This is a genomic window from Microcoleus sp. Pol12A5 (assembly GCF_036701435.1).
In the GTDB taxonomy this organism is placed as follows: domain Bacteria; phylum Cyanobacteriota; class Cyanobacteriia; order Cyanobacteriales; family Microcoleaceae; genus Microcoleus.
The window spans coordinates 25,484-38,410 of the sequence record NZ_JAUBQU010000030.1 but is presented as its reverse complement, the minus strand read 5'-3'; the positions used below and the strand labels follow the sequence as shown (position 1 = coordinate 38,410).

General features: G+C 46.2%; 12 protein-coding genes and 1 pseudogene. 6 read left to right on the top strand and 7 right to left on the bottom strand.

Features of this window, described 5'->3' with window-relative positions:
• The 7 genes and pseudogenes from QUA45_RS10885 to QUA45_RS10855 all read right to left on the bottom strand — a co-directional run.
• A pseudogene (locus tag QUA45_RS10885) lies at positions 1-215 on the bottom strand (anthranilate synthase component I); the annotation flags it as partial.
• A 97-nt stretch (positions 216-312) separates the two neighbouring features.
• On the bottom strand, positions 313-1,173 hold the full coding sequence (locus QUA45_RS10880; RefSeq protein WP_333220671.1) for a GNAT family N-acetyltransferase: 861 nt from the start codon (positions 1,171-1,173) through the stop codon (positions 313-315).
• Positions 1,174-1,336: 163 nt separating this feature from the next.
• The gene (locus QUA45_RS10875; RefSeq protein ID WP_333100147.1) at positions 1,337-1,762 is read right to left on the bottom strand and encodes a photosystem I reaction center subunit II PsaD; all 426 of its coding nucleotides are present in this window, start codon (positions 1,760-1,762) and stop codon (positions 1,337-1,339) included.
• A gap of 300 nt (positions 1,763-2,062) precedes the next feature.
• The gene (locus QUA45_RS10870; protein ID WP_333100146.1) at positions 2,063-2,563 is read right to left on the bottom strand and encodes a peptidoglycan-binding protein; all 501 of its coding nucleotides are present in this window, start codon (positions 2,561-2,563) and stop codon (positions 2,063-2,065) included.
• Between the two features lie 1,086 nt (positions 2,564-3,649).
• Complete coding sequence (locus QUA45_RS10865) at positions 3,650-5,668, bottom strand: DICT sensory domain-containing protein (protein ID WP_333220669.1); 2,019 nt, start codon at positions 5,666-5,668, stop codon at positions 3,650-3,652.
• A 679-nt stretch (positions 5,669-6,347) separates the two neighbouring features.
• Positions 6,348-6,659 carry a DUF2973 domain-containing protein gene (locus QUA45_RS10860; protein WP_333068140.1) on the bottom strand — a complete coding sequence of 104 codons (312 nt, stop codon included), beginning with the start codon at positions 6,657-6,659 and terminating at the stop codon, positions 6,348-6,350.
• A 158-nt stretch (positions 6,660-6,817) separates the two neighbouring features.
• Positions 6,818-7,147, bottom strand: coding sequence for a DUF2605 domain-containing protein (locus QUA45_RS10855; protein WP_333100813.1), 330 nt, complete (start codon positions 7,145-7,147; stop codon positions 6,818-6,820).
• A 410-nt stretch (positions 7,148-7,557) separates the two neighbouring features.
• Between QUA45_RS10855 and thrS the strand changes: the two genes are divergently transcribed.
• The 6 genes from thrS (at position 7,558) to QUA45_RS10825 (ending at position 12,889) form a co-directional block, all read left to right on the top strand.
• On the top strand, positions 7,558-9,387 hold the full coding sequence (gene thrS / locus QUA45_RS10850; protein ID WP_333220667.1) for a threonine--tRNA ligase: 1,830 nt from the start codon (positions 7,558-7,560) through the stop codon (positions 9,385-9,387).
• Positions 9,388-9,496: 109 nt separating this feature from the next.
• Positions 9,497-10,285: a DUF4058 family protein gene (locus tag QUA45_RS10845; protein ID WP_333100817.1), complete on the top strand. Its 789-nt coding sequence runs from the start codon at positions 9,497-9,499 to the stop codon at positions 10,283-10,285.
• A 202-nt stretch (positions 10,286-10,487) separates the two neighbouring features.
• Positions 10,488-10,706 (top strand): DUF3285 domain-containing protein, encoded by a 219-nt coding sequence (locus QUA45_RS10840; protein ID WP_333062727.1) that lies wholly within the window; start codon positions 10,488-10,490, stop codon positions 10,704-10,706.
• A 206-nt stretch (positions 10,707-10,912) separates the two neighbouring features.
• Positions 10,913-11,449, top strand: a complete 537-nt coding sequence (gene ybeY, locus QUA45_RS10835; RefSeq protein WP_333220665.1) for an rRNA maturation RNase YbeY — start codon at positions 10,913-10,915, stop codon at positions 11,447-11,449.
• A gap of 161 nt (positions 11,450-11,610) precedes the next feature.
• Positions 11,611-12,120 carry a diacylglycerol kinase family protein gene (locus tag QUA45_RS10830; RefSeq protein WP_333100821.1) on the top strand — a complete coding sequence of 170 codons (510 nt, stop codon included), beginning with the start codon at positions 11,611-11,613 and terminating at the stop codon, positions 12,118-12,120.
• A 181-nt stretch (positions 12,121-12,301) separates the two neighbouring features.
• The gene (locus QUA45_RS10825) at positions 12,302-12,889 is read left to right on the top strand and encodes an aminodeoxychorismate/anthranilate synthase component II (protein ID WP_333220663.1); all 588 of its coding nucleotides are present in this window, start codon (positions 12,302-12,304) and stop codon (positions 12,887-12,889) included.
• The last annotated feature ends 38 nt before the right edge of the window (positions 12,890-12,927 follow it).

The following is a 12,927-nucleotide window of genomic DNA, read 5'->3' as shown; positions in this document are numbered from 1 at the left end:
AAAATCCACAACGGATCGCACCCTAAGAAACTATAACGCCCAAGTTTTTCTCCACCTTCCACCGACTCCAGCAGAAAACTGTAAGGTTGACCCGCACAAACCCGATACCACGCAGACACCGGCGTATCCAAATCAGCAACCCATTCTTGATACACGGGTACAAAATTGCCTTGTTTCGCCAGTTCCGAAAATTGTGAGAAATCGGGAAATATCATATATATCAGAAGGAAGAAGGAAAAAGAAAGAAAGAATAAGGAAAATGCAATCCCGGCAATAATTTCAGCGATTAAAAGCGTCCTAACCGTCTTAGGTTCAATAAACAAAAGACGGAAAGCAACATCCCTCCGGCGGCCGATACTCGCCAACTGCCATCACCGCCATCGGCTTGAGGGCGCGCAGCCCCTCTTTCAAGCACCAGCGAAACAAACTTGCGTACCTCAGCGGCAAGTGAAAAGCCAGCAATTCGCCGGGACTATACGCAGCAGCACCCAAGAGCAAAGCCTGCATATCTGCCTCGGTTTGGGCGATGCTGTGGCCCAAAGCAGACACCGCACAAGTATAAGCCACAATCCGACCTTGCTGGCAAGCAACGAAGGGAGAAAAGTAATTCAGGGCGTCTTCAATCTCCGAAGTTCGATCGCACCCGCACAGTTTTTCGCACAAAGCCGCACATTCCTCAACATCCTCACTAGCCATCGGTCGCACCTCAAACCCATGCTGCGGCTGGCTGCGAAACTTCCCTTCCATTAACACGAAAGGTTCCTTCACCTCAAAACCCAAAGAAGCGTACAGCGACAGGGACGCCATATTAAAAGATTCCTGAACCAAACGGATGCCTACAGCGTCCTGTCCGCGTTCCAGTAAGGCTTTCATGATTTCCCGTCCCGTGCCGCGGCCTTGAAAAGTGCGATCGACACTGACGGGCCCGATACCGCGAATCGGGCTGCGTTCGTCCATAAACCCGCAGCCGACAACCGCACCGGATCTCTCGGCTACTATGCCAAAAAATACCGGACTTTCGATCAGAAGACCAATAATTTCAGTTGAAAACTCCAGCGTCGGAAAATCTGTAGGGAATTGATGGCGATCGGCAATATCTTTAAAAGCTTCATAAGTAATGCCAGCGCAAACATCGATATCAGAAGGCTGCGCTCGCCTGATTACGACATTCATTTTTAATTTAACGATTAACTTTTAATAAGATTAGAAGTTTGCAGTAGTATTTTGGCGCTGCGGGCTTAGCCTGCTGCGCCAGAATACTACTGCAAAAACAAGTTTACAAGCTGAGCCTTACAGGGAATATTACCTATGTGTTGCTCAGCCATGCAGTCATGGTCTAAGGATCGAAAGTCTTCTTACCGCTGAACTTCAGCTTAGCCGGATTTGGATTGCTGCCAATATTGCGGTCAATCTTACCGTTGTAGGGACGACCTTCGTTCACCTTCTCAGGGAACACGCCATCCTTGGGATGCAGGTACTCAGTAGTACCGTCTGGAAACACGCGGTAAATTTTGTAGTTCGTGATTTTGAATTTAGCCCGCAGTTGCTGGCCGCCCAAAGCGATGCACTGCTCCTTCCGGGGCAGATGCAGCAAGTTTTCGCCTTGACGCATAATCGCAGCGCCACCCGTAGGCATTTCAAACACCTGCTCCTTGGGGCTAGTCCAAGTGATAGCGTACTTCTCTTCAACTAGCGCCTTGGTCAGCAAGCCGCCTGTGCTGCCGCCGAAGATTGGGGGTTGTCCAGTAAGTTGTTCGGCCATAGATATATCCAAAGGATTTTTACGGCATCGTATCATCGAGACTGCACGCTGTTCTCGAAATTGTAAGGAAAATTAACAGTTTTTTGGCGATCGATCTTTTCTGATAATTGATAATTAGTAATTAATAATTGATAATTGGTAATTTTCACCAAAGCTAGAAAACAGAATTAGGCAGCACGAATCCCGAAAAAATAATCAAAAAAAAAACAGCAATTATTCTGGTGCTTGTGAGGCACCCGAATAATCGCACATTCCCCCTATTTCCCCCCACACACGATCGAACAATTTACCGCGCCAACTCTAAGTCAAGAACCAATTAGGGTCATAGCCACGCGGAATTTGGCTCAAAGCAGTCCAAGTTTCTTGATTGACAATCCCGTCGGCCTCAATCCCAAAGCTTTTTTGAAATGCCCGAACAGCTTTGTCCGTCAAAGTAGCAAAGTCGCCGTCAATTTTACCGCCATAATGCTTGGAAATTTTGAGAACTTCCTGAACAGTAGCGACTGCATCCCCAGAACTGCCCAATCTGAGTACCGGCATATTAACTGGAGCACCAGTATAAAGCGCCTGCCAAGTCAGCGGCCCGACAATACCATCCGGCGACAAGAAAACCCGAAACTGAAACAGTTTCACAGAAAATTCAACTGCTTTGTTAAAAATTCCTTTAGCAGGATGCCGATAAACTTGCAACTTGGTTAGCAGTTGTTCTAGTTCCAATACCGCTTTACCTTCAGAACCTAATTGTAGTTGTGGCTTTTTGGCCATAGGTTGAGTAGATTTCATCTGGGTTGTAGGTGACATAATCGATTTTCCTAACCTCTAGGTTTGAGTATTCTTCTGGAAAAAAACTTTTTCCGGGCGAAACATTTGCATTCTCAAATTTTTACGAATCAACACTGGTGTCGGCAGTGCCTCAACAGATTCGAGCGACTTTTACCATCTCACGACTTGTGGACAGGAGACTTACACCATTTTAGATTTGAGATTCGGCATGACTGATTACTATCGGGGTTTGTAGCTTATCTACAGTTGGATTCTTTTTTTAAACTGATATTAATTTTCGGCAGCCTCCCTAGGTATTCTGTCGCCAAACCGACTTTAATACGGCAAGCGCATCCTGAATCTGCTTTGATTCTAAAGCTGAACACCGCGCGGTCACATCACCTTTAAGGCTGATCTCACAGGGTGAGGATTGAGGGTGAGGATTGAGGGTGTAGCAGCCGAGGCTGGTTTTGTGAAAACTTTTCTGTGCTATCGTGTCTCGGTCGATCGATTAACTCGATCGATACTTGCGCGATCTGACACTCAAAAACCCGTTTTTTTAACTTTGTGCCAGGACTTTAAGCAAGTATTTTCATTACCTGAAAAAACCGGAAATAATACACACGATTTTGATTCGCATTGCTGACAGCGGACTGGAAATGCCGGAATCATATCAATTCCGGTAGCATCGGAACTGTATAATCCAGTCAACGGGCAACAATCACGGATATGGCAACCGAAATAGATAGAATTCATCTGCGTTAATCTGTGTCGATCTGCCCTCATCTGCGGTTCAGAAAAAGAGAATGTATTAACTGCAGATGACAACGGATTGACGCAGATTCACGCAAAAGTCGAGAAGAGAGATAGAAATAATTCCGCTGCTAACAGATTTGATATCAGCCACAGCAAAATTGTTTCCGGCATTTTTTATAACTAAAGCAGAAGGCCAAGGTACGAGATTTGGACTGGCTATTGGCTATCAGATAGTAACTCAAAAACATTGGGGAACTTGGAAATGTTTGTCATCGCTAGAAGGTGGAATAGAGTTTGCGATCGGTATTCCAATGTAGGATAGATTGAGGGGTAGTTTGCAGTCATTAGTAATTAATCATTAGTGATTAGTCATGAGTTAACACTTGTCAATTGATTTTCAACAGTGGGAATAGTAAAGTGAAATTCACTTCCTCGGTCTTTTCCTGCGGAATCTACCCAAATTTTCCCCCCCCAGCCAGCAACAATCTGCTTGCAAATTGCCAATCCCAAACCGGTACCGCCGGCGCTGCGGCGCAAAGCTCCTTCTTCTTGATAAAATCGATCGAACACTACTTTTAAACTATTAGCCTCTATTCCCCTCCCCGTATCAGCTACGAGCACTTCCACCATCCGAGAACCGTTGCATTTGGCTCGCACTGTCACGCTTCCTTGAGGTGTGGTGAATTTGCAAGCGTTGTCTAACAGTTTGGAGAGCACCTCCACCAACCACTCTCCGTCAGCTTGTACTAAAGGCAAATCTGCGGACACCTCGGCGATAATTTCTGGTAACTCTTGATCGACCGTGCGCGATCGCACGCTGCTGAGGGCCAAATCAACGCATTCTTGCAGCGTCAGCGATTCTACATTCCATTGAACTCGCCCGCTTTCTAAGTGAGAAAGAGTTAAGAAATCCTGCACAAGTTTCCGCATTCTATCGGCATCACCGAGGGCAGTTTCTAACATGATTTGCCGCAATTCTGCGGGCATATCTGGTTCGGAGTTCAAACTTTCCAAACAAACTTGAATCGTAGAAAGCGGAGTGCGGAGTTCGTGTCCGGTGATGGCAATTAGATTGCTGCGAGTGCGGTCTAATGCTTCTAATTGTTGGTTGAGTTCTTCTAAATGAGCGTAGGTTTCGGCTTGAATTAAGGCCGCTCCGAGTTGGGTGGCGATCGCCTCTACTAATGCAATTTCGTCTTCTTCCCAAGGCAAAACCGATCGGCACTGGTGCATTTCCACCATTCCCAAAACCCGCCCCTGATAAAGCACTGGCACCATTAACCAAGAGACAATTTGCCAATTTTTTACAGTTTTTTCCAGGAATTGTGTATTGACAATCAGCGGGTGTTGTGATGTGTCTTGGATGTAAACTCGCTCTTGCCGCGCCACCGCGTCGCTCCATATTTGATTTTCCTGCAACAGCCAAGTCTGATCCAGCATGGAACTAGCGCCCGCACGCAAAAACTCGCGATCGATTTTGACCCCCACATCTGTGGCTTTGCACCGATAAATCAAACATCGGCTTGCCGACAGGGCAGTGCCGAGTTCTTGCACTGCGACTTCGACGATTTCTTGTGGGTTGAGAGACTGCCGCATTGCCGTGGTAATTAAGTTTACCAGGCGTTCTTTGCGTTCCTGAGCGGCGATGGCGCTGTATGCTTTGAGCAATTTGTGCTGGCCTGCTTGCAAGTAGGTGACTAAGCGTTCGGCAAAAGCGTCGCTCAATTGCGGATTGGGAATTTTTGAGTCTTTTGGCGCACTTTTGTCTGGTTTTGCGGCTTTGTTCGCGGCGGATTTCCGCGTTTTTTTCGGTGTTTTGATCAGATTGTAGGTAGTTCGCGCCCGATCGATCTTTTCGGCCAATTCCGGGCGATATTTGACAATTCTATCGAGCAACAATGCGGCAGCTTTGGAGCTTACCTCGCGATCGAACGTCCAAATTCCTTCAAATCTGCGAGCTTGATCCATCAACTGCGGCCCGCGATCGTCTTGATTGTCGATCGGCACAATTTTTTCTTGACAAATCAGGCAAGTTGAGTAGTTTTGCCCCAGTACCACTAAGTGCCACTCTTTACTTAATCCGTCTTCCGGTGCAAACGCAACAGTTTCGTGACACTCTGAAGCATTTTTAAAGTCTGTTTCCGGTGCTGCCAGCACGTATACCTGAGAGGAACGTGAGGCAATTCGTCGGTAGCGGTGAGCTTCCTGGCGGTAGAAGCGCTCTCGCTGAAAGCTTGCAATGACTAGCGGTTCGTCGTCTGAACCCGCCAAAACCAAATCTTCCATCGCGTGAGACAAAGCTGTCATGGAAGATTTGAAATAAATTTGTGCCCGCAGTTGGGGCAAAGCTTGCAGAAGTTCTGCCAGTAGCGAAATAGGGACGATCATCTAGCCTTAAACGTGCATTTTTGCCGATGACAACACAGGATCGATAGGAGGTTTAGAGCGATCCCTTTTCAGTATCTGATACATTTATGCGGCATAACACGACTGTTTAAGTCATATCATGCTAGCAATAGCACTTAGACGAATCTAAGCAGAGGTATCCCTCCAAGACCTTGAGTTCATCCCAAAGTCACCTGTTTTTACCTCTAGGTTTTGACGCTAACTCATCTATTCAGGCTTGGATTCGGGTGTTAGCACTCTCACCATTCAGACTTGTTAGGCACCGCTTGCTGATCTCTTGCATTATACTATTCTTGAGGTATTTGATATCAGTGCCATCAGTATAGGTTTTTGGCGAACCGGTTTTTGGCGATCGCTCTGGCTAATCGGCAATTAAACTTTTTTCAAAAATCACAAATAATAGGCCATTAGTTAAAAACTAACGGCCTATTATTTTGAGGACTTATATCCAATCTGGTTAGATGCGGAATGATACCGAGAGTGCGAGCATCCTCGCGATATCGTAAGCTCGCACTGAACTCGGAAAATGATTGTTCCGATGCCAGCGGAAACGATTTTCAGCAAAAATCTATGAAGAAAAAGAGTTTCGGACACCTAGGGTGTAAGTCCTATATTTTTTGAGGCATAGCGCCTGAGTATAAATGCTGTGGCTGTGGTTGTATCAGGCTAGTTCGCCCCCTTCGTCGTTGCCGCCCGGAGATGATTTGTAGAGAGCATCTAATTGTTCGCGGGCGTCTTGCACAGTCAGCGAACGCATCACTAACAGCGGCTCATTGACAACGTTTCCGTGTTCGTCTAAAAGTTCTGGATGCGGTACAGATTGAGAGCGAGGATAGGATGCGTAGTGATTATTTGCCCTGAATTGTTGAGGGCGCTGAGACTCCATACCTACGGTGACTAGACTGCGGATTAAGTTACCGACTGCCAGAAAGGCTAGAACGGTAAAAGCTAAAATATAAAGCAGGTGCAACATTATTTTCTCCTCCGGGCTAAACAGCCACACAGCAATTTACAAATGTGTTTCAGCAAGTAATAACTTATTAACTGGAAATCGGTTTGAGGTTGTCAAGTGGGTGGCCACATTTCCCAAGGTTTGGGATTTGACTGCGGGTTGAACTTGAACAGGCCTTTTTATTTTCCAGGGGGAGCTGACTGCAATGAGCGAAAACGCGCCGATACTTGCCAGCATTCGGCGAGAAGTCTGTGCCACGGCATTAGTGCTGCGGTTTCAATCCCAACTTGACCTCCGGTTGCTTGAAATAGAGCTTGAGCTGCGCCTACTTCTTGCTGAGCCTGTTTGACTCGCGCCACCAAGTCAGATTGCTCTTCGCCGCTCAGAAAAGGAATTTCCTCAGTTTCTAAGAGGTTTGCCGATCGCTCGAACCAGTAATTGAAATCCTCTAACAGCGGTTCCAGTAAAGCTTTGAGCAATTCTGATTCGGGCAAGTTGGAATTAAGCATGGATCAAAATTGGGTTATTTATTTATTATAATCTTAGACGGTCTTTACAATCTGTAACATATTTTTAACAAAAATTCAATGATTTAACAACAATTAGCAGGTGGGTGTGAATAAATTTAATTTTGTCAGCAGCGATTTTTGAGTCGAAATCCCCAAATCCTGCCGAATTAGTTTGCGAGCTCACGGGTGGTTAGAAAACGGGTTTTTTCAGGCAAGACGGGTTAAAGCGCACCCAAATAGTAAAAAACCCGGTTTCTGAGAGTCGGAGTGCGGGACGTACTAAACGTCGCAACCCTGACGGACCGTTGCTGTAATTTCCCGGAGTGTCCCCCAGCCGGAAGTCGGTGCTTGCTGTCCCAATCTGAGTAAGATAGAAGCAACTGCAACTAAATTAATTGCTAATTCAGCCGATGTCTAGCTCAGAATCCATGTCCCCTCCAGAAGAGTCCGTTAAGATTGAGTTGCCCCGCACGAGTGAGTCGGAGGCACTAAAAAAAATTCGCCACACCACCTCCCACGTTATGGCGATGGCGGTGCAGAAGTTATTTCCCAAGGCGCAAGTAACGATCGGCCCTTGGATTGAAAACGGTTTCTATTATGACTTTGACACTCCCGAACCTTTTACGGAACAGGATTTAAAAGCCATTAAAAAAGAGATGATCAAAATCATCAACCGTAAATTGCCTGTAATTCGGGAAGAAGTCAGCCGCGAGGAAGCGGAACGCAGAATTAAGGAGATTAACGAACCTTACAAATTAGAAATTTTAGAAGGTTTGATCGAACCAATTACTCTTTACCATTTGGGCGAGGAATGGTGGGATTTGTGCGCCGGGCCTCACTTAGAAAATACCAGTGAGTTGAATCCAAAGGCGATCGAGCTAGAAAGCCTAGCAGGCGCGTACTGGCGCGGCGACGAAACCAAAGCTCAGTTACAGCGCATTTACGGCACAGCTTGGGAAACTCCCGAACAATTAGCAGCATACAAACACCGTAAAGAAGAAGCATTAAGGCGCGATCACCGCAAATTAGGCAAAGAATTAGGCTTATTTATCTTTGCCGATCCGGTGGGGCCGGGTTTGCCTTTGTGGACGCCGAAAGGCACTGTTTTGAGAAGTATTTTAGAAGATTACTTGAAACAAGAACAAATCAAGCGCGGCTATTTGCAAGTTGTGACTCCCCACATCGCCAGAGTAGATTTGTTCAAAATTTCTGGACACTGGCAAAAATACAAAGAAGATATGTTTCCGCTGATGGCGGAGGATGAAGAAGCGGCAGCAAACGAACAGGGTTTTGTCATGAAACCGATGAACTGCCCTTTTCACATTCAGATTTACAAAAGCGAATTGCGTTCCTATCGAGAATTGCCGATGCGCTTAGCGGAATTTGGCACAGTTTACCGCTACGAACAATCGGGAGAATTGGGCGGTTTAACGCGGGTGCGCGGCTTTACGGTGGATGATTCCCACTTATTTGTAACGCCGGAACAATTGGATGCAGAATTTTTAAATGTGGTGGATTTGATTCTGTCAGTATTCAAGAGTCTGCAACTAAAAAACTTTAAGGCGCGTTTGAGTTTCCGCGATCCGAACAATTTAGAGAAATACATCGGTTCCGATGAAGCTTGGGAAAAGGCTCAAGGTGCAATCCGCCGCGCGGTGGAAACTTTGGGAATGAATTATTTTGAGGGAATTGGGGAGGCCGCTTTTTACGGGCCAAAACTCGATTTCATTTTCCAAGATGTTTTGGATAGAGAATGGCAATTAGGAACAGTTCAGGTAGATTACAATTTGCCAGAACGTTTTGATTTGGAATACGTTGCTGAAGACGGCACTCGCAAGCGTCCGGTGATGATTCACCGCGCTCCTTTCGGTTCCTTGGAACGCTTGATCGGGATTTTGATCGAGCAGTATGCGGGGGATTTTCCGCTGTGGTTAGCACCTATTCAGGTGCGGTTGTTGCCTGTCAGCGCGGAGTTTTTACCGTTTGCGAAGGAAGTGGCAGCGAAGATGAAGGCGCTCAATATTCGCGCTGAAGCTGATGAGAATAGCGAGCGTTTGGGCAAGTTGATTCGCAATGCTGAGAAGGATAAAATTCCGGTGATGGGTGTTGTGGGTGCGAAGGAGGTTGAGGCGAATAGTTTGAATATTCGGACTCGGGCTTCTGGGGAGTTGGGGGCGATTTCGGTTGATGAAGTGATTGGGAGGTTGCAGGGGGCGATTAGTAGTTACGGCGATTTTTAGGGAATTTTAACCGCAGATGCACGCGGATTAACGCAGATGATAGTTTGATATTGTCTGCGTTTTTCTAATCTAGCGGCTAAAATAGTAGTGGTAAAGGGAAAGTACGCTCATGCCTAATCCTTTTCCTGGGATGAATCCTTATTTAGAACATCCTGATTTTTGGTCAGAAGTCCATCACTTGCTGATTGGTATGATTCAGGAGTCATTGGTTCCTCAACTGGTGCCAAAATACCGGATTGCAATTGAAAAGCGAATTTATGAAATTAAGGGGCAACAATCTCTGTTAGTCGGGATTCCTGATGTTTCTATTCAGCGCAATCCCACTCCCAGAAATTCAATTACCTCTAATGCCGCTGTCGCCGCACTAACTAGCGTACCTTTGAAAGTTACATTACCCATGTCAGAGGAGGTTAGAGAAGGGTATTTAGAGGTTATAGATATGACCGCTAAGGAAGTTGTGACAGTGATTGAGGTGCTTTCACCTGCAAATAAACGTCCGGGTAAAGGGCGCGAAATGTATGAAGAAAAGCGAGATAAGGTGTTCGGAAGTCGCACTCATTTCGTTGAAATTGACTTGTTGCGGGGTTGGGAACCTCTGCCTATTTTAGAAAATAATATTGCAGCTAGTTATCGGATTTTAGTGAGTCGGGCAAATCAAAGACCCTTGGCAGATTTATACTTGTTTAATCTCTCAGATGCCATTCCGTCTTTTCCTTTGCCTTTGCGATCGCCCGATGTCGAGCCGATCGTGGATTTGCAGGCGTTGCTGAATACAGTATACGATCGCGCGGGATATGATTTTACGATCGATTACAGTTGCGATACAGTTCCGCCGCTTTCAGAATCAGATGCTGCTTGGGCGGATGCTTTGTTGCGGGAAAGAGGGTTAAAGGGATAAGGAAAGTAGATTCTTCCCTGGTATGGGGCGGGTTTATGATAATTTTTGGTGGTTTTTGATGTCGGCGAACCGGCCCCTACAAAAATATAGGGTGGCGAGGCTCAAAAAACTAAAAACACCTACACAAAACGTTACATATTTGTTACCATCGGGGCGAGTCTGTTCTCGGCAGCCTCTCTGTTAACCTTCTAAACTAACCCTTATGAGTCAACCTCCCTCAGCAATTCCCGCCTCCGAAGAGTCCGCCGAAACCCAGACAGCGCCGACAAACACTGCACCTCCACCGAGTTATGTCAAGCTGGCGATGCGGAATATGGTTCGCAAGCGGGCGACTTCTCTGTTTCATTTTGCCTTGACAGCCGCCGGACTTTTAGGCGTGCTCGTCGGTTTGGCTTTTCTCGATCGCTATTTCAATTCTTAATCGGGGATGTCAACAATCAGCCTCTAATTTCTGTTGATGTTTTTGATATTTCTTAATCGGGAGTTAAGCTGATTGTTCTGCCTGCCTGTTGCAATCTCTAACAGATTACTGTATCTTTCCAGCAACAGCAAAATCCCCTGCCGTTCGATCGCGCAATTGGAATTTGTAAAGAAATTGAATATATGCCTTGACAGGAGAGCAAAAAAATGTTAATCGAGGTGAACGTCGAAGACTGTTACGGGATCGCCCAGCAGTCAGCCGACGCTTCCAACCTCCCTGAGAGTGCAGCCAGCGGGGAGATTTCAGCCGAAACCTGGGAAAATTGGTTCAGCGTTTGGCTGGAAAAACAGGCGGCGGATGTGCCAGCGGCCCCGGGCTACGAAGTCAGTCTGCGTTTAACCGCCGATACGGAGATGCAAGCCCTCAACCTCCAGTACCGCCAGCTCGATCGCTCGACCGATGTACTAGCTTTCGCAGCTTTAGAGGTAGACTGTCCTCAGCTAGCGGAAATGCAGTCATCGGAACCCCTATACTTGGGTGATATCGTCATCTCGATCGATACAGCTAACCGACAAGCCCAGCAGCAAGGACATCCCCTGAAGACCGAACTAGCTTGGCTAGCAGCCCACGGTTTTCTGCATCTTTTGGGCTGGGATCACCCGGATGAAGAAAGTCTGACTCAAATGCTCGATCGACAGGAAACATTGCTGCGGGCGATCGGTCTTACGATCCAAACAGCATAACTGAAGTTGATGGTTATTTAACAAATCATGTCAAGCCCAACATAACTTTCTGAAATTAAACCAGAACTTTAGTAAAAACTTAGAAAAGTTACTTAGACTTGATGAAGTTAATTTGAAAAGTTTAGCTTTCATTCATCTCTGTAAATTAAAGTTGGTTCTTTATGACACTAGATAGACCCTCAATTTCATCACAAGTCGCACAGTTTCTGCCCATGCCTCAAGACTCTTCTAGCCAGACAGTCCACGAGCCTAAAAAAGCCTTGAAATACAACCGAGAGCTGTCCTGGAAAATCGCATCTAGCTTAGCTACGAGTTTTAGATACGCTTGGGGGGGTCTGAGTTATGCTTTTGAAACTCAGCGCAATTTTCGGATTCACACAGTTATAGGCACTTTGGCGATCGGACTAGGGCTATTTTTGCAACTGAAACCTGTAGAAATATCTGTGATCGGCGTCACCATTGGCATAGTTTTAGCCATGGAACTGTTGAATACGGCGATCGAATCGGTGGTAGACTTGACAGTCGGGCAATCCTACCACGAACTAGCCAAAATTGCCAAAGACTGCGGTGCCGGAGCGGTTCTGGTATCGGCAATGGCTGCGCTCATCGTCGGTACTGCACTTCTGGTGCCTCCTTTGTGGGCAGTCGTTCAAATTGCGATCGCCCGTTAGTAACTTATTGGGCGATGGCAAATTTTAGGTTTTAGATGACCAATTTGAGATTTTTAGTTTTATTCGTCTATATTGCAGCTATTTTTATCTTCGGCATCTATCTAAAATCTTGAAACCCTTGCTTTCAGACAGCGAGTTAACCTAAAATCTAAAATCTAAAACCTAAAATCTAACTTAACCCGTGATTATAGTCATCGATAACTACGACAGTTTTACATACAATTTGGTACAGTATCTAGGAGAACTCGGTGCTGAGTTGCCCGTAGCAAGCGAAGTGCAAGTCTACCGCAACGACCAAATTTCTTTAGCAGAAATTCGCCAATTACAGCCTGCCGCCGTGGTGATTTCTCCAGGCCCGGGGCGGCCGGAAGATGCGGGAATTTCTCTGGAATTAATCAAAGAATTGGGTCCGACTTTACCAATTTTAGGCGTGTGCCTCGGACATCAAAGTATCGGTCAAGTATTCGGCGGAAAAATTGTTTCTGCACCCCTGTTGATGCACGGCAAAACTTCTCAGGTAGAACACACAGGAGTCGGAGTTTTTCAGGGGTTGGAATCGCCGATGATTGCAACTCGCTATCACAGTTTGGTAATTGAAAAGCAGAGTTGTCCAGAAGTTTTGGAAATTACCGCTTGGGTTGAAGACGGAACTATTATGGGTGTGCGACACCGGGAATATCCGCACATTGAAGGTGTACAATTTCACCCGGAAAGTATTTTGACGACCGCCGGAAAGCAATTATTGCGAAATTTCTTGGAAAGACTTTAGTTGAATTTCTATGAATTTGTAGGGCTCGCTCTTATAGC